This window comes from Pseudomonas sp. NY11955 (assembly GCF_048068035.1).
In the GTDB taxonomy this organism is placed as follows: domain Bacteria; phylum Pseudomonadota; class Gammaproteobacteria; order Pseudomonadales; family Pseudomonadaceae; genus Aquipseudomonas.
In genome coordinates, this window is record NZ_JBLUPS010000008.1 from 250,950 (window position 1) to 267,777 (window position 16,828).

18 protein-coding genes are annotated in these 16,828 nt (G+C 59.7%); 8 read left to right on the top strand and 10 right to left on the bottom strand.

Annotated elements, in window-relative coordinates; translation table 11 throughout:
- Positions 1-91 precede the first annotated feature (91 nt).
- From ACNFBR_RS17190 to ACNFBR_RS17200, 3 genes are all read left to right on the top strand, one after another.
- The gene (locus ACNFBR_RS17190) at positions 92-334 is read left to right on the top strand and encodes a hypothetical protein (RefSeq protein ID WP_416736025.1); all 243 of its coding nucleotides are present in this window, start codon (positions 92-94) and stop codon (positions 332-334) included.
- Positions 331-1,128 (top strand): exodeoxyribonuclease III, encoded by a 798-nt coding sequence (xth, locus tag ACNFBR_RS17195; RefSeq protein WP_416736026.1) that lies wholly within the window; start codon positions 331-333, stop codon positions 1,126-1,128. The genes ACNFBR_RS17190 and xth overlap by 4 nt, the downstream gene beginning before the upstream one ends.
- A gap of 168 nt (positions 1,129-1,296) precedes the next feature.
- Complete coding sequence (locus tag ACNFBR_RS17200; protein ID WP_416736027.1) at positions 1,297-2,421, top strand: sensor histidine kinase; 1,125 nt, start codon at positions 1,297-1,299, stop codon at positions 2,419-2,421.
- A gap of 6 nt (positions 2,422-2,427) precedes the next feature.
- Here ACNFBR_RS17200 and ACNFBR_RS17205 read toward each other — a convergent pair whose 3' ends face one another.
- The 3 genes from ACNFBR_RS17205 to ACNFBR_RS17215 all read right to left on the bottom strand — a co-directional run bounded on the left by ACNFBR_RS17205 (position 2,428) and on the right by ACNFBR_RS17215 (position 4,515).
- Entirely contained in the window at positions 2,428-2,676 is a 249-nt protein-coding gene (locus ACNFBR_RS17205) for a hypothetical protein (RefSeq protein WP_279879965.1), read from the bottom strand.
- 78 nt (positions 2,677-2,754) lie between these two features.
- On the bottom strand, positions 2,755-3,219 hold the full coding sequence (locus tag ACNFBR_RS17210) for a hemerythrin domain-containing protein (RefSeq protein WP_416736028.1): 465 nt from the start codon (positions 3,217-3,219) through the stop codon (positions 2,755-2,757).
- 438 nt (positions 3,220-3,657) lie between these two features.
- On the bottom strand, positions 3,658-4,515 hold the full coding sequence (locus ACNFBR_RS17215) for an SDR family oxidoreductase (RefSeq protein WP_416736029.1): 858 nt from the start codon (positions 4,513-4,515) through the stop codon (positions 3,658-3,660).
- A gap of 186 nt (positions 4,516-4,701) precedes the next feature.
- Here ACNFBR_RS17215 and ACNFBR_RS17220 point away from each other — a divergent pair, with 186 nt between their 5' ends.
- Positions 4,702-6,045 carry a cation:proton antiporter gene (locus ACNFBR_RS17220; RefSeq protein WP_416736030.1) on the top strand — a complete coding sequence of 448 codons (1,344 nt, stop codon included), beginning with the start codon at positions 4,702-4,704 and terminating at the stop codon, positions 6,043-6,045.
- A gap of 175 nt (positions 6,046-6,220) precedes the next feature.
- Positions 6,221-6,487 carry a hypothetical protein gene (locus tag ACNFBR_RS17225; RefSeq protein WP_416736031.1) on the top strand — a complete coding sequence of 89 codons (267 nt, stop codon included), beginning with the start codon at positions 6,221-6,223 and terminating at the stop codon, positions 6,485-6,487.
- 70 nt (positions 6,488-6,557) lie between these two features.
- Here ACNFBR_RS17225 and ACNFBR_RS17230 read toward each other — a convergent pair whose 3' ends face one another.
- Genes ACNFBR_RS17230 through ACNFBR_RS17240 form a run of 3 tightly spaced genes read right to left on the bottom strand, consistent with a single transcriptional unit; the run spans position 6,558 to position 9,365 of the window.
- The gene (locus ACNFBR_RS17230; protein ID WP_416736032.1) at positions 6,558-7,883 is read right to left on the bottom strand and encodes an SDR family oxidoreductase; all 1,326 of its coding nucleotides are present in this window, start codon (positions 7,881-7,883) and stop codon (positions 6,558-6,560) included.
- A gap of 32 nt (positions 7,884-7,915) precedes the next feature.
- Positions 7,916-8,149, bottom strand: a complete 234-nt coding sequence (locus ACNFBR_RS17235; RefSeq protein ID WP_014859183.1) for a PLD nuclease N-terminal domain-containing protein — start codon at positions 8,147-8,149, stop codon at positions 7,916-7,918.
- Positions 8,150-8,162: 13 nt separating this feature from the next.
- Positions 8,163-9,365: a zinc-dependent alcohol dehydrogenase gene (locus tag ACNFBR_RS17240; RefSeq protein ID WP_416736063.1), complete on the bottom strand. Its 1,203-nt coding sequence runs from the start codon at positions 9,363-9,365 to the stop codon at positions 8,163-8,165.
- Positions 9,366-9,670: 305 nt separating this feature from the next.
- Here ACNFBR_RS17240 and ACNFBR_RS17245 point away from each other — a divergent pair, with 305 nt between their 5' ends.
- Positions 9,671-9,943, top strand: coding sequence for a hypothetical protein (locus ACNFBR_RS17245; RefSeq protein WP_416736033.1), 273 nt, complete (start codon positions 9,671-9,673; stop codon positions 9,941-9,943).
- A gap of 196 nt (positions 9,944-10,139) precedes the next feature.
- Positions 10,140-10,529, top strand: coding sequence for an NUDIX hydrolase (locus tag ACNFBR_RS17250; RefSeq protein WP_403001116.1), 390 nt, complete (start codon positions 10,140-10,142; stop codon positions 10,527-10,529).
- Positions 10,530-10,544: 15 nt separating this feature from the next.
- On the opposite strand, the gene ACNFBR_RS17255 is transcribed toward ACNFBR_RS17250, so the two are convergent.
- The 4 genes from ACNFBR_RS17255 to ACNFBR_RS17270 all read right to left on the bottom strand — a co-directional run bounded on the left by ACNFBR_RS17255 (position 10,545) and on the right by ACNFBR_RS17270 (position 16,151).
- Complete coding sequence (locus ACNFBR_RS17255) at positions 10,545-12,743, bottom strand: xanthine dehydrogenase family protein molybdopterin-binding subunit (protein WP_416736034.1); 2,199 nt, start codon at positions 12,741-12,743, stop codon at positions 10,545-10,547.
- Complete coding sequence (locus tag ACNFBR_RS17260; RefSeq protein WP_416736035.1) at positions 12,740-13,741, bottom strand: FAD binding domain-containing protein; 1,002 nt, start codon at positions 13,739-13,741, stop codon at positions 12,740-12,742. The genes ACNFBR_RS17255 and ACNFBR_RS17260 overlap by 4 nt, the downstream gene beginning before the upstream one ends.
- The gene (locus ACNFBR_RS17265; RefSeq protein WP_416736036.1) at positions 13,738-14,265 is read right to left on the bottom strand and encodes a (2Fe-2S)-binding protein; all 528 of its coding nucleotides are present in this window, start codon (positions 14,263-14,265) and stop codon (positions 13,738-13,740) included. Before ACNFBR_RS17265 ends, ACNFBR_RS17260 begins: the two co-directional genes overlap by 4 nt.
- 98 nt (positions 14,266-14,363) lie before the next feature.
- Positions 14,364-16,151 carry a thiamine pyrophosphate-requiring protein gene (locus ACNFBR_RS17270; protein ID WP_416736037.1) on the bottom strand — a complete coding sequence of 596 codons (1,788 nt, stop codon included), beginning with the start codon at positions 16,149-16,151 and terminating at the stop codon, positions 14,364-14,366.
- 147 nt (positions 16,152-16,298) lie between these two features.
- Between ACNFBR_RS17270 and ACNFBR_RS17275 the strand changes: the two genes are divergently transcribed.
- Positions 16,299-16,823: a cupin domain-containing protein gene (locus ACNFBR_RS17275; protein ID WP_416736038.1), complete on the top strand. Its 525-nt coding sequence runs from the start codon at positions 16,299-16,301 to the stop codon at positions 16,821-16,823.
- Positions 16,824-16,828: the final 5 nt, after the last annotated feature.

Here is a 16,828-nt window from a genome sequence, read left to right on the forward strand (position 1 = left end):
AGTGGTAGGGAGGCTTACCGACTGACCATTGCGGTTGAACATTGCGCAGCACTAGGGCTCTCACTAGCAGGGATAGAACGAGGCGGCCGTCATGAGCATCGAACGCAGCATTCCTGAACTTGAAGCCTGGTACGCGCAGTACGACGACATCAGCTACCGGTGCGAATCGCCGGACGCCTACCACCATGAACTGGTTCGCACCGCCGAGGCGCTGCGGGACGATGGTGCCATTGACTGGGATGACTGGTTGACGCTGAAGGCACTGGCCGACGAGGCACATATCCGGGCACTGGAAGATGCCGTAAAGGCACATGTGAGCGACCCAGACGCATGAAAGCGCTGAAGATCGCCACCTTCAATATCAATGGCATCCGCAGCCGCCTGCCCGCGCTGTTGGCCTGGCTGGAGCGGGAGCAACCGGACATTGCCTGCTTGCAGGAGTTGAAGGCGGCCGATCAGCAGTTTCCTCGCCAGGCCATCGAAGCGGCAGGTTATGGTTGCCTGTACCAAGGGCAACCCTCCTGGAACGGCGTGGCGATCCTGGCGCGGAATAGCGAGCCGCTGGAGGTACGTCGGGGGCTGCCCGGCATGCAGGACGATCAGCAGAGCCGCTATCTGGAAGCTGCGGCGCACGGCGTAGTGGTGGGCTGCCTTTACCTCCCCAATGGCAACCCGCAACCTGGCCCCAAGTTCGATTACAAACTGCGCTGGTTCGAGTGCCTGATCAAGCATGCCCGAACCCTGCAGAGCAGCAGCCATCCTGTGGTGTTGGCTGGCGATTTCAATGTTGTGCCCACCGATCTGGACATCTATAACCCGCGCTCATGGCTCAAGGACGCGTTGCTGCAACCTGAATCGCGGGCGTGTTTCCAACAGTTGTTGGCGCAGGGCTGGGTCGATGCTGTTCGTCACCTGTATCCCGAGCAGCGCATCTACACGTTCTGGGACTATTTTCGCAATCATTGGGCGCGTAATGCCGGGCTCCGTATCGATCACCTGCTGCTCAACTCCAGTCTCAGCCCTTATCTGAAGCGGGCGGGCGTGGATGCCTGGGTGCGCAACGAAGCCAAGGCCAGTGATCATGCGCCGGTCTGGATCCAGTTGGGCGGGCGCCGCCAGCAACGCTAGCTGTCAGCGGGGATGATCCGTGGAACGGGTGAATTAGACAGGCGTCTGGACTTGGCACCCATCGGGAAAGCTACACGCACATCCCCTCATCGCGTTCATCTTTAGTGATCAGCGTCGGCTATGCTGAACATTCACCTCTTAAGCCTACGATTACGCCGAGGACCCGACGTGCGGCTCTATGACTTCATTACACAGAACATCGAGCTCATTCTCCAGGCTTGGGAGGATTTTGCTCGCACCGTCGAGACCCCTATGCCGGACCTTGATGCTGCAGGCCTGCGTAACCATGCTGAAGCCATGCTGCGAACCGTTGCACTGGACATGGCATCCTCGCAGACAGCCCGCGAGCAGTTTGAGAAGTCTCGAGGCATGCAGGCAACGAGTTCGGTCGAAACAGCCGCCCAGGCCCATGCGGTTACCCGGCTGAGTGCCGGGTTCACGCTTGACCAAGTGGTTGCAGAGTATCGTGCACTGCGCGCAAGTGTGCTGCGTCTTTGGTTTTCGCAGCCAATGGCTGATGAACCCCATGCTATCGAGGACATGGTTCGTTTCAACGAGGCCATCGATCAAGCCCTGGGCGAATCCATCACGTCGTACGGCATCGCGGTGGAGACAACAAGGAAACTGGTACTGGGTGTGCTTGGGCATGATCTGCGAACCCCGATGACGGCAGCCCTTCTGGGCGCCGAGATGTTGAGCCGTAAAGCTCAGCTGAACGAGCGCGACCGAAAAATTGCAGACCAGATTGCGGCCAGTGTGACACGATCCAGGCAAATCGTGACTGATCTACTCGATCTCGCCAAAGCGAACCTGGGTAGTGGCATACCCATCCAGAAAGAGCCTGTCGACCTTTCCCAGGTGTGCCACACGATTGTGGAAGAGCTACGCGTTTCTCGGCCCGAGATCACTATTGTGCTGAAAGGCGGCCAGCAAGCATTCGGCCAGTTTGACGCCACCCGGATGGGGCAGGTGTTTTCCAACCTGATAGTTAATGCGTTTCACCACGGTGATCATGCCAGGCCTATCACCGTAACATTGATCCAACGCCCTGAAGCTGTCGAGTTCAGTGTACATAACTGGGGCAAGCCCATTGCGCCGAATGAAGTGCCTCATCTGTTCAACCCCCAGGCCAGATACTCGCGACTGACGTCGGAACATCACGAGGCATCCGGTGGGCTGGGTCTTGGCCTGTTCATCGTGGGCGAGATCGTAGCCCGGCATGGAGGGGCTATCGACGTGGAATCCAACTCTTCATCGGGCACCACATTCCGCATATCCCTGCCAATGGCATAAGCGTGTTCACGCCCTCGCTTGCAGTTGTGTATTTTTTCGCCACCCTCGCAGATTCATGGCACAGAGGCAAAATTGCAGGAGGATCAATGCCCAGGCTTCTGCTTGCCAGCCCCAGGCGGCCCACAAAACGTTGCTTGCAAGAAAACAACAGAAACCTGCCTTCCTCCGCCCCGGACGGCGCGAACCGATGCACCACGCTGCCAGCACGGTCATCAACATCGCAGGCCATTCAAGTAACCTAATCCAATATTCCATGACACCTTCCGAATGATGATGGGGTATCTGAAGCTGATCACCTGCCAGCGTCCCCGGCGCTGGCAGGTGATCGCTTGACTAAGCTGCTCGCTGCTCGCCCTTGAGCATCTTTTTCTGCATTTCCATGGTTTGCCCAAGCTCCTCGAGGGTGTCCTTGCCGAGCAGCTTCTTCGCGGTGGGGAACAGCTCGCCTTCCTCTTCCTCGATGTGATGCTCCAACAATTCCTTCATGACCTTGACCCGCCCGGCGAATTCGACAGTGCCGGTTTCGGTATGCAGGAGATCGGGTAGGACGAGGGCGTCGACAGTCCGGTGTTCTTCCTTGGCCTCGTAGTACATCTTCGCTTCTTCCTTGCCACCCGCTTGCTTGATGGCCGGGTAGAGAATTTCTTCCTCAAGGGTGGTGTGGATCTGCAACTCCTGCTCGATCCTGTGGAGTAACTCGGCCCGTTTCTTCACTGCGCGCTCGGTGCTGGTCGACAGTTCTTCGAGCAGCTTTTTCACCCGCTTGTGGTCTTGAATCAGTAAGTCGATAGCGTTCATGGCATTACCTCATCACGGATTGGATATAAGCGCTTGCTTGTGGTTGAGTTCCCGCCAAGTGACACGGTTCAACGCTAGCGACGGTTGGCACCGCTATCTCTGGAGGCACCCAAGGCCATTTCCCGGTAATGGATTCATCGCCTCTTTTCCGGCTGTCTCTAGAAGTAAACCCCACATGAACTTTGCCCGCGCTTTGGCTTCCCTTGTGCAAAGGCAATGGCAGGAGAGCAACATGAAGAAAGTGAGCGATAGGCAAAAGGAAGGTGCGCAGACGAGACCGCAGGGGGAAGAGGAGCGAGACAACGATGCTCATCGTCCGGATGGATCCACCGGTACGTCACATGACTCGACAGCGCAAAAAACGGCTCGTGATCAAGAACGGTACAAACGCTGACTGCCACGTAAAAACGAGGCTCGCCAGCACGGCGAGCCTCTTCGCTAAAGGATCGGTTTGCCGCCAGTCACTGCGTAACGTGAGCCGCTGATGTAACTGGCCTCGTCGGAGCCCAACAGCACGTAGACCGGCGCGACTTCGACCGGCTGCCCCGGTCGTCCCATCGGGTAACCGGAACCAAAGTTCTTGACGGCTTCTTCCGGCATGGTTGCCGGAATCAAAGGCGTCCAGATAGGACCAGGCGCGACGCTGTTGACCCTAATGCCTTTCTTGGCTAGCAACTGAGCCAAGCCGGCAGTGAAGTTGGCAATGGCCCCTTTGGTCGCGGCATAGGCCAGCAGGCTGGGGGATGGATCGTCGGAATTGACCGAGCTCGTATTGATGATCGAACTGCCCTTGGGCATGGAAGGCAGTGCCGCCTGGCAAATACGGAAGATGGCGGTGATATTGGTATCGAAGGTTTTCACCCATTCATCATCGTCGATTTCTTCCAAGGTTTCGTGGGCCATCTGGAACGCCGCGTTGTTGACCAGGATGTCGATACGCCCGAACTGGCTGACGGTCTTTTCGACAATGTCATAGCAGTGCTGTTTCTGCGCCAAGTCTCCGGGCAACAGCAGGCATTGACGGCCTGCGGACTCAACCCAGCGCGCGGTTTCTTGCGCGTCTTCATGCTCAGTCAGATAAGCGATGGCGACGTCGGCTCCTTCACGGGCATAGGCAATCGCTACTGCCCGCCCGATGCCGCTGTCTGCTCCGGTGATGAGTGCAATTTTGCCTTCGAGTCGATTGTGGCCGGTATAGCACTGCTCACCACAATCCGGGTAGGGCTCCATCTTGCGCTGTGAGCCAGGGACGTTTTGAGGCTGCGAAGGGAAAGGGGGGGTAGGGAAGTCTCGCATCGTGGAAGCTCCTGCAGTTGAGAACGTTCATACCGGTTCGAAAGGCTTGATCCCGGCGTGTTGGTTTCAATCTGCGGTTGGTACGACGAGCGGTGCGGGATATCAATCCAATAAGCGCAGCGGAACGACGTGGCGTGCCGGAAAGTCAAAAAAGTACTCGAAAACTTTCCCAAGGCTTCTGCGCAGATGACCTTCATCGTCTGGTTCGCCATGCTGGACGCAGTATTGCTGCTGCTCGCACTCTCTTCCGCCTACCTACGCTGGATCCCTGTGACCTCGTCTGTAGTGTGCCTTGCCCTGGGTATCGGCCTGGGTACATCGGGGCTGGGTTTTCTTCAGCTGGATTTGAGCAAGTCGAGCGGCTGGATGGAGCACCTCACAGAGGTCGCGGTGTTGTTTTCGCTGTTCTTCAGTGGGTTGAAATTACGCCTGCCCTTGCACAACCGCCGTTGGTGCAGCGCCTTTTTTCTAGCGGGGCCAGTGATGTTGCTCTGCATCGCTGGGGTTACGCTGTTGCTGCATTACGGTCTGAACTTGGGATGGGGTATCTCGGTGCTGATCGGGGCGATCCTCGCACCCACTGACCCCGTGCTCGCAACCCTGGTGCAGGTGGTTGATGCCCGGGACGATGATCTTGTCCGTTTCAGCTTGTCGGGTGAGGCAGGGCTCAACGACGGCGTGGCGTTTCCCTTCGTCATGCTTGGACTGTTCCTGCAGCAGGACAATGGCCAGGCCTGGTTCAGTGACTGGTTGCTCAAGGACCTGTTGTGGGCAGTAACCGCAGGCATGCTGCTTGGCTATTGGATGGGGCGCGGCCTGGGAAAGCTTACGCTGTTCTTGCGTCTGCGCAACGACGACAGCACCGTCTCGCCCAATGACTATCTGGCCCTTGCCCTGATTGCGTTGGCATACGTGAGCGCCGAGTCGATACAGGCCTATGGATTCCTCGCGGTGTTCGCCGCGGGCCTGGGTTTACGGCAGGCGGAGGTTCAGACCGCCAATAGCCCAGAACAGCCGGCTGCTGAACATCTGGTACAGCCTGTGCTAGGTCACCAGCACGTGGCGCCGGAGCTAGCCGTCAAAGGCGATGTGAAAGGGCTCGACGACTCGCAGGTCGCAGCGGGGATCATGTTGGGTGACATGTTGGCTTTCGGTAGCCTGATCGAACGGGCAATGGAAGTATTTCTGGTGACCCTGCTCGGGGTGGTGCTCATTGAGCATTGGGACTGGCGGGCAGTGATGGTTGCCGGTGCTTTGTTTGTTGTCATTCGCCCCATCAGTATCCTGTTGTTCCCGGCTCGAGGAATGCTGGATATCCGCCAGCGCGGCCTTTTAGGGTGGTTTGGTATCCGAGGTATCGGCAGCTTCTACTACCTGTTCTATGCCCTGAATCATGGGCTGCTTCCCACCTTGGCCGCGCAGAGCATCAACCTGGTGCTGTCAGTGGTGGCGTTGAGCATTGTGCTGCATGGGTTGAGTGTCCAGCCGCTCCTTGCCAGATACGAAGCGTGGAAGGATAGGGTCTCCTGATGGCTGTTCAACTGAAAAGTGCCAGGGCAGCAATTGACCTGGCGCAGACGCCGACCCGTCAGCCACGCCGGCGTGGTCAAGCGATCCTCTGGACGCATCGACGCCGCTGAAACCGCTCCACTGAACCTCTTGAATGTTCGTGGCTCAACCCTTCATTAGCGTGTGAGACCTACTGATGCGAACATTCGAGAAAAACCTATCCGTCGCCCAATTGCTGAGGCTCAACTGTTTGGCAGCCTGGTACCGCGTGCTGGAATGTAGGGCCTTAAGAATGGACTCGCCTGACGACTATCACGACGAATTGCTTCGCCAGGCCGATGAGATGGATCGTCGAGGGATTATCGGCTGGCAGGAATGGCGCGATCTTCGCCTGGAGGCTGACGCTGCTTACTTGAGAGCGGTAGCAGGGGAGGACTATCTCCCGGTAAATCCTACGAGGTAGTCAGCAGAGTAGGGATCGAACGTGATCTCGCAATGAAACCACGCTCATTCCTCTGTAAGCAGAGCTCCCTCTAGCTATCCCTGCGTCGTGAATGTGTGAGTGTAAAGCCCACAAGGATTCCCAGCGCCGCTGCGCCGATCAGCAGCGGCGTTTTGTCTTTTGGCTTCCTCCAGCCTCCGTCGATGCCCCTCCTGCCACTTGGCGGCTCAAAGAGGTTGCCTGATGATGCTTCGGCTATGGGGCTGCGATTTATCCCCCAGCGCGTCAACCTTCCTGACAACAGAGGCAGGCCTGGTATAAGGTAGCTGGCCAAATGCGCGAGGCGCGCCGCAGTGCCAACCGTGGTGTGAGCACGAGGCGAGATTGCGCAGGCCACCATAGCCTTTGCCACCATCTCGGGATCGTATATGGGGCCTGGTGGTGTCAACGCATGTCCGGTGTAGTTGCCTCCGTCTCGGAAGCCCGGTGTGTCCATGACCGCAGGATAGATATCGCAGACATGGATGTCGGGAAACGCCGTCAATTCGCCCCGCAACGCCTCGGTCAGTCCGCGCAAGCCGAACTTGCTCGCCGAGTACGCGGCGGCATAGGGTTGGGCCACCCAGCTGCCCAGCGACAGCGTGTTGATCAAAATGCCGCTGCGTTGCGCCTTGAAGAAGGGAAGGGCGACGTAGGCACCTCTCAGGTAACCGATCAGGTCGGTCTGGATGACCTGCTCGTGCGCCTCCAGTGGGGTGTCCTCGAAAATGCCGACCGCGCCAACTCCGGCGTTGTTGACCCAGACATCGATTCGGCCATGGCCAAATTCGGCTGCCTGCGCCGCCAGCGCTTGAACCTGGTCGCTGTGGGTGACGTCGGTGGTGATCGCTATGGCATCCGTACCGCAATCGGTGCATTCATCCAGAACATCGAACAACGCCTCTTCGTCGCGTGCGGCGAGTACCAGACGAGCACCTTTGCACGCAAACGCATGCGCGGCGGCTCGGCCTATACCGCTGGACGCGCCAGTGATCACCACAACCTTGCCGCGCAGAGGCCCTTTGACCGAAGCGGCACTGTCGGACGCTTCTCGTTCTTTACCCGAGGCACTGTGGTCAAGGGCGGCAACGGTTTCGCTGGCCTCGATCCGCGAGAGTTCGAGCGTGGTGCCATCGACCAGGGTCAACGTCAGCCCTTCCACCGTGCCTGCTTCTCGGTTTGGAAAAACAGGTTCACCTTCGGCATCCAGGCTGTCGTAGATGAAGCGTGTACCTTCAAGCCAGCCCACGGCGGTGAGAAGTTCAGGGCCCAGATAATACTTCCCGTCTTGAAAGAAGCCTGGAAACTGATGAGCGCGCTCCACGTTCTCCACGCGATAGCGTTCGCCTGATTTCATGCCTGTCGTTTGATTGATCATGTTGAAACCCCTGTAGGTGGAGCTCGGAAATGTCAGCCTTTGCTGTGCTCGTCGGAAGTGGGCCCGGTTCCTCGTTTGATGCCGCGCGGGCCAGCAACGCCCCAGATCCCCAGGCCAACCAGCGGTAGCGCCACGATCAGCAGGGCCCAAGCCGCTTTGACTGCATCTGATTTATCGCTTCTGAAGACGCTGACGATGGCCCACAGATCAATGAGTAGAAGTATTGCCGCCACGGCAATCCAGAAGTAGCTGGCGAGACCGTTCATGACTTCGCTTCCTCTAGACGTAGTCGGGGCCCAGGGTGCCGGGTGCAGCGCCTGGCACGAGGATGACCTTGCGGCAGTTGTCCTGCTTCTGATCGAACATCTTGTAGCCCATGGCTGCTTCTTCGAGGGCCAGGCGGTGAGTGACGATCAATTCCGGTTGCAGACGTCCTGCTTCGATGTGTTCCAGCAGTTCAGGTAGGTATTTCTGGACATGGGTCTGGCCCATCTTGAAGGTAAGGCCCTTGTCGAAAGCATCGCCGTACATGAAGGCGTGGATGAAGCCCGCGTACACACCGGGGACACTCACGATGCCGCCACGCCGCACGGCAGCAATGCTCTGGCGCAATACTTTGCCACTGCTGCCTTCAATCTTCAGGGCCGTCATCACCGTTTCGGCAGTGCTGCCCTTGGCCTCGAAACCGACTGCATCGATCACCGCGTCGACGCCGCGCATGCCTGGCGTCTGACGGATGATGCTGTCTGCGGGATCATCGTCCCGCTCGAAGTTGATGGGCACAACACCGTAAGCTTGCTGGGCATACGCCAGGCGGTAATCGCTGTCATCGACCATGAAAATGGTCTGCGCGCCGAGCATTCGCGCACAGGCGGCACTCAGCAAGCCTACTGGCCCTGCGCCGTAGACTGCCAACGTTGAACCTGGGCCAATCTCGGCGTTGATGACTGCCTGCCAAGCGGTCGGCAGTATGTCCGAGAGGAACAGCACCTTGTCATCGGCCAGGGCGGTGGGCACTTTGAACGGGCCCACGTTACCCTTGGGAACCCTTACGTAGTCGGCCTGGCCACCAGGAATACCGCCATAAAGATGGCTGTACCCGAACAGCGCTGCGCCTGGGGGAATGCCCATTTTGTTGATGAGCGAACCACGACCCGTGTTGGTGGTTTCGCAAGCAGCGAACAGATCACGCTGACAGAAAAAGCAGTGGCCGCAAGCGATCACGAAGGGAATCACCACGCGGTCGCCGATCTGGAGATTGGTGACGGCACTCCCGGTGTCTTCCACGATACCCATGAACTCATGGCCAAAGATATCGCCCGCTTCGGTTTCTGGAATCTTGCCTCGATAGAGGTGCAAATCGGAGCCGCAAATGGCTGTGGCGGTGACCCTGAGGATGATGTCGTCTTCTTGCTCGATGATGGGATCAGGAACGTTATCGACCCTGACGTCGTGTGCTCCGTGGTAGGTCAGTGCTCTCATGAATGTCAGCTCCTGCAGCCGCGTATTTTCGTGATCGGTATGCAGGGGAAGCCATGGCGGACAGTAAAGTTCAGACCAACACATCTGGCGGTAATGATTTGCTGCAGACCCGAAAATGGGCTGAACCATTCAGATCACCGTGGTATCTGAACAATCAGTTTGGGGCTTCCTGGACGTGTCGATGGACACCCCCTATTACCCGCTCTTGCGAAAACCTTGCAGCGGGAAGCAACCGATCGCGGGCTCCAACCGTTCCTCGCCGTCGGCTGATTCCTAACCAATACCAAAGACATAGGGTGGGTGGCATGCGAATACGTGGTGATGTTTTTTGGGCGTGGGCTGACCCTGCGCTTCCCCACCGTGGTCATGATGAAACGCTGAACGACGGAACCGCCATAGAAGTCCAGACCAGGTTGTCCCGAACCGGAGCCACGCAGGTGTTTATCGGGGTTTATGCCGTCAGTGGGATGCCCCTTCACGAAGAGGCATTCGATGCCATGCCGGGCGAATCAATGACGCGGGCTCTGGCTTGGGGGGTAGGACGGGCAAAAAGCTTTGCCACTGAGCCGAATAGGTAAGCCATTAACCGCCTGTCATTCAGTACGATGGGCGGGTAAGCCAAGCACAGCCAAGTAAATACGAGCGGCTCTACACACTTCGGCGTCGATAACTTGAACGTTGCCACCGTCATACCGGTCATCTAACGGACACACGGATGATTCACTCTCGGCAAGAAACCTGCCGGATCCATCCAGCCAACTTCAAAGGCAGCGCATGAAGGCAATGGACACTGCAACAGCGAAACGCAAAGGCATCAAGCTGCGCGCCACCATCATCTACCGCAAGGATGGAGAGGTTTTGTTCGTTCGCAAGCGCAACGCCAAGTGGAACCTGCCGGGTGGACGTGTCGAGCGAAACGAAACGCCGCTTGAGGCGGCTATGCGGGAGATGGCCGAGGAAACTGGCCTCGCATTCGACGAGCTTCGTTACCTCACGATGTACCGGGAGGACAAGGTCATCCATTATCTGTTCGAAGCCCGAAAGGCAGACGATAAGCCACGCCCTCGAAATGAGATCGAGGCTTGCCGCTGGATCAAGGCGAGGGATGTGTCGAAGCGCCGAGTAAGGCGCCCGATCAAGAGCATCCTGAAACGCTGCGCCTGATCATCCCACGCCATATCACAGCACTTTGTCGAGCGTGATCGGAAACTCCCTTACACGCTTGCCCGTGGCATGGTAGACCGCGTTGGCCACCGCCGCGGCCACTCCGACAACGCCGATTTCGCCCACGCCCTTGGAGCCCAGTTCATTGACAATGTCGTCGTGCTCCTCAACGAAGATCACTTCGATATCCCCGCAGTCTGCATTGACCGGTATGTGGTACTCCGCAAGATTGTGATTGACGATGCGGCCTAGCCGATGGTCGGTCAACGCTGCTTCGTGCAGGGCCATGCCCACCCCCCAAACTACGCCCCCCAGGATCTGGCTGCGTGCGGTTTTAGGGTTGATCACACGTCCCGCCGCCACAGCGCTGACCACCCGGGTTACATTGATCGTGCCAAGGTCCTCGTCGACGTGGACTTCCACGAATACCGCCGAATGGGTGGCGGTGGAGAACGGCTGGCGCCTGGCGCTGGGCTCGGCGTCGATCTGCACTTCGAACTTACCGTTGGGGGCACTCGCCACGATGTCCGCCAAAGCCCAGCGATGGCTGCCCGCGTGCAGGTAGCCATCGGTGAAAACGATCTGCTGCCGGGGTGTGTTGGCCACCTGGGGGTACATGTTACGCGCATGTTCCAGCACCTGGGTGCGCAGTACATGGCAGGCTTGGCGCACGGCCGAGCCCACCGACGACACCGTGAACGATCCGCCCTGAAGCGGGGCGTTGGGCAGTAAGGAGTCACCCAGCATGAAGGTGACATCCTGCACCTTGACGCCAGCTGCGTCGGCGGCGATCTGAGTCATGACGGTATAGGTGCCGGTCCCGATATCGGTGGTTGCACTGCTGACGGTAAGGTGGCCCCGGGCATCGATGCGCGCTTTGGCGCTGGCCTTCATCTGCATGGCTTCCCAGACACCGCCAGCCATTCCCCAGCCGATTAACCTGTGGCCACTGCGCATGCTGCGCGGTTGCGGATTGCGGCCATGCCAGCCAAAGCGTTCGGCACCTTGCTGATAGCACGCCAGTAACTCCTTGCTGGAGTAAGGCTTGCCCTCGTTGGCGTTGTGGGCGGCGAAGTTGCGCAGGCGCAGGTCTACCGGGTCGACTTGCGTTGCACAGGCGAGCTCATCCATCGCGCATTCCAGTGCAATCATCCCGGACGCGGCTCCAGGCGCCCGCATGTCCAGCGGGGTGTACACATCGAGCGAGGCCAAGCGATAACTGAGCGCCACGTTGTCGCACTGGTAAAGCATGCCGCTCCATTCCACCAGATGCTCGGTGAAGTCCTCAAAGCGGGAGGTCTGGCCAAGCGCATCGTGAGCGACCGCCAGCAAGCGCCCGTTTGCGTCTGCGCCCAGGCGCAAGCGTTGCTCGGTGCGGGGCCGGTAACCAAAGGTGAACATCTGCTGACGGGTCAGGGTCACGCGCACCGAGCGCTTCAGATGCAACGCCGCCATCACTGCCAGCGGCAACTGGTACTGCGGGCGCAAGCCTGAGCCGAAGGCGCCGCCGACGAATGCCGCACGCACACGAATGTTTGCCTTGGGCAGGCCGAACACCTTGTGCAGGTAGTCCTGGCAGTTCTGCGTGCCTTGGGTCTTGTCGTGGATTTCCAGGGCTCCGTCGGCTTTGTAGTGCACCGTCGACGCATGGGGTTCCATCGGGTTGTGGTGCTCGTTGGCCGTCAGGTACGTGGCATCCACCTGTACCGGCGCCTCGGCAAACTGCCCGGTGAAGTCGCCACGCGGCGCCGGTGTTTGGGCGGGTGCGGCATGCGATTGTTGGCATGCGCCCAGGTCTGTCTGGTGAGCCTCCTCGGCATATTTGATTTTGATCAGCGAGCCTGCATAGCGAGCCAGTTCGAGGGTTTCGGCGATCACCAGCGCCAACGGTTGCCCACTGTAGAGCACTCGATCATTGAACAAGGGCCTAAACGGCGCGCCCTCGGCAGAGTCGGCATCGCTATAGTCACCGTCATAACTGGATATAGGCGGACGATGGCCATGGTCGAGCACGGCGATTACCCCGGGCACGCACATGGCCTGCGTACTGTCGATGTCGAGTACCCGACCGCGGGCAATGGTACTGGACACGACGCTGCCGTGTAGCAGGCCCGCCTGGGGATATTCGCCCGCATAGCGGGCCTGCCCGGTGACTTTCGCCACACCGTCCACGCGGTCCAGGGGCGTGCCGACTACTGGTGTTCTTTTGATCATGGGCGTGCCCCCTCGTTAGCGACACCGCGCGCCGCGTCATCCAATGCCCGCACGATTGCTCGCTGAGCGAGCGTTACCTTGAAGCCGTTGTGGCTCAGGGGTTGTGCACCTTGCAGCAACGTTTGTGCAGCGCGGGTGAAGAGCGCTTCAGAAGGCACCTGGCCGGCCAGCATGCGCTCCACAACCGAATCCCGCCACGGCTTGTGGGCTACGCCGCCCAGCGCCAGGCGCGCCTGCTGGATCACATCGCCATCGAAGTTCAAGGCTGCAGCGACTGACACCAGCGCGAACGCGTAGGAGGCGCGGTCGCGTATTTTCAGATAACGGTAACGGTGTTCGAACAGCGGGGGCGGCAGTTCGATGCCTGTTACCAGCTCATCGAATGCCAGTTGATTGTCGCGCTCGGGGGTGTCCCCGGGCAGGCGATGGAAATCCGCGAAAGGTATCTGCCGTTCGCCGGACGGCCCCTGTACGTGGACCATAGCTTCGAGCGCTGCCAATGCCACGCACATGTCCGAGGGATGGATCGCGACACAGGCGTCGCTGGCTCCGAGAATTGCATGGATGCGGTTCATGCCTGTCCGCGCAGGGCATCCGCTGCCCGGTTCGCGCTTGTTGCACGGGGTGCCGGTGTCGTAGAAGTAGTGGCAGCGGGTACGTTGCAGCAAGTTGCCACCGGCACTGGCCATGTTCCTCAACTGCGGCGATGCCCCGGCCAGGATCGCGTCTGACAGCAGTGGATAATGCTGCTCGATCATCGGGTGCCAGGCCAGGTCTGCATTGCTCACCCGTGCACCGATCAGTACGCCGCCGCCGGAGGTGCAGTCAATACCGTTCAGCCCAAGGCCGGAGATGTCGATCAGGCGCTCGGGGCGCACCACGTTTTCCTTCATCAGGTCGACCAGGTTGGTGCCCCCGGCGATGAAGTGCGAGCAGGCGTCAGCCAGGTTCACCGCTTCGCTGACCGAGGCGGGCTTGTGGTAGCTGAAGGGCGTCATGGTTTCTGCCCTCGTTGCGGCTGGGCCCCGTCGGTCATCAACGGTAATGCTTCTTCCACCGCTGCGACAATGTTGCCGTAGGCACCACAGCGGCAAAGATTGCCGCTCATCTGCTCGCGAATGGCCTCGCGGGTGTCGGCACGTCCCTCGTGAACCAGCCCCACCGCAGAGCAGATCTGCCCCGGGGTGCAGTAGCCGCACTGGAACGCATCGTGGGTGATGAAGGCGCGCTGCATGGGGTGCAAAACGTCGCCGCTGGCCAGCCCTTCGATGGTCACCAGGTCGGCCCCGTCGCACATGATGGCCAAGGTCAGGCAGGCATTGATGCGCTTGCCATCGCGCAGCACCGTGCAGGCGCCGCACTGGCCATGGTCGCAACCTTTCTTGGTGCCGACCAGGTCCAGTTGCTCACGCAGCAGGTCGAGCAAGGTGACCCAGGGATGCACCTGCAGGGTTCGGGGCTGACCATTGAGGGTCAGGCAGATGGGGTGCTGTGCAGCCCCGTTGTAAGCGATCGCGCTCATGTCAGGTCCTCACGGTCAGGGTTCGCGCAGTCTGCTGCGTCTGTGTTTTGCGACCGGGCCGGCTGATCAAACGTTCAGCCGGCTCGCCGAGGTGCCTGTCACTTCTTGCCAGGCAGCACCGAGCCGAGCACCTGTTTGGCTGTTTGCATGATGATGCCCGCCTGGTCGGGGTCGCCCTTAAGCAAGCTGCTGGCAAACTTCTTTGCCTGTTCCAGCTTGATGTGGGGTGGCAGGGGCGGCACGTTCGGGTCGGTCTTGAACTCGATCAGTACTGGCCGATTGGCAGCCAGCGCACGCTCCCACGCAGCGGCAACGTCCTCTTCGCGATCTACGTAGATACCTTGCAGGCCAATGGAAATGGCAAACAAATGGTAGGGTACGTCAGGGATCGACTGCGAAGCTTCGAACTTGGGGTCGCCCTCCATGACCCGTTGCTCCCACGTCACCTGGTTGAGGTCCTCATTGTTGAACACGGCACAGATCCATTGTGGGTTGTCCCATTGCTGCCAGTATTTGGCCACAGTGATCAGTTCGGCGAGGTTGTTCATCTGCATCGCCCCATCGCCCACCAAAGCAAGCACAGCCCGTTGCGGGTAAGCGAATTTGGCTGCAATCGCATAGGGCACGGCGGCGCCCATGCAAGCCAGGCCGCCGGACAGCGAACACTGCATACCTTGGCGAATCTGCAGGTCGCGGGCAAACCAGTTGGCACAGGAACCGGAGTCGCTGGTGATGATGGCGTGGTCGGGCAGGCGAGGGGACAGCTCATGGACCACGCGTTGTGGGTTGATCGGGTCCGCCTTGACCAAGGCGCGCTTGGCCACGGTCTTGTCCCACTGCGCACGCCAGGTTTCTACTTTGTCGCGCCAGCGTCGGTCGGTCTTGTGGTCAAGTAACGGCAACAGTGCGTGCAATGTTTCGCTGGCGTCGCCGACGAGGTTGACCTCCATCGGGTAGCGCAGGCTTAGCATGTCGGGTTGCAGGTCAATCTGCACGCCTCGTGCCTGGCCTTCCTTGGGTAGAAACTCGGAATAGGGAAAGCCGGAGCCGATCATCAGCAGGGTGTCGCATTCGCTCATCAGATGATAACTGGGCTCTGTGCCGAGCAGGCCGATCGACCCAGTGACCCATGGGAGGTCGTCCGGCAGCACCGCCTTACCCAGCAGCGCTTTGGCCACCCCGGCGCCGAGTGTTTCGGCAATTGCAATGACCTGCTCTGTCGCCTGCAGCGCGCCGGCACCCACCAGTATCGCCACCTTGCGACCGGCGTTCAGTACTTCGGCCGCGCGCTGCAAGTCCTCCTCGAAGGGCAGCACCCTGGGCTTGCTGAAGCCTATGCCGGAATGCACCGTACCGTGGGCCCTGAGTGGTTCGTTGTAGGGTAGGTCCTGCAGGTCGTTGGGCAGGATGATGGCGGTGACGCGGCGTTCGCCGACGGCGGTGCGCACCGCACGGTCGAGCAGATGGCGTACCTGCTCCGGCGTCGATGCCTGCTGGACGAACGCACCGGCGACGTCCTTGAACATCGACAGCAGGTCCAGTTCCTGCTGGTAGTGCCCACCCAGTGCCGCACGGGCCTGTTGACCGACGATGGCCAGCACCGGCTGGTGGTCCATGCGCGCATCGTACAGGCCGGTAAGCAAGTGCGAGGCGCCCGGGCCGGAGGTGGCCATGCACACACCGAGCTCGCCGGTGAACTTGGCATGGGCGCTGGCCATGAAGGCGGCCATCTCCTCATGGCGGGCCTGGATGAACTCTATCTTGCCTTTGGCCCGGCTCAGCGCGCCGAATACACCATTGATGCCGTCGCCAGGGTAACCGAAGATGCGCCGTACGCCCCATTGATACAAACGCTCTACCAGAAAGTCGCCTACCGTGCCGGTCATTGCCTGCTCCCGTTCTGTTATCGATAGGCGTCTGGACTTGGCACGTGCCGGGAAAGTTTCAACGGTATGTGCACCCGTCTGCCGGCTGGAACCAGGCAACCGCCGACGGGTTCGAAGGTGGACCGATAACCACTCAGGGTGCACATCATGACGCTCATGAATACACAAGATGCCAGCGTGCAGACCTTGTATTTCGAAGACGACGGCGCGACGCCGAACAGCCGTTTTCCCGTACTGCTCTACCGGTTGAAGCTTGATCCGTCGGGGGATAGTGCCAGCGCATTTGAAGCGATGTTTGCGGCTCACCAATGGACCCCGCTCTGGCGCTCAGGGATTTTCGACTATCACCACTTTCACCCTAACGCTCATGAGGTGCTCGGCATTGCCCGTGGGCGGGCCCGATTGACGCTTGGCGGGGAATATGGGCAGAGCGTAAGCGTGGAGCGGGGGGATGTGCTGGTGCTGCCAGCAGGTACGGGCCATCGCTGCATCATGTGCAGCGATAACTTCCTGGTGGTCGGCGGCTATCCTCACGGGCAGGAAGACTACGACATTCAGCGGCCCGACAGAGCAGCACACCCGCGCAATCTCGCGCGCATCGCTCAGGTGCCGCGTCCTGAACAAGACCCGGTCTGCGGTATTCGGGGCATGTTGCTGACGCAATGGCGTTGAGTGTA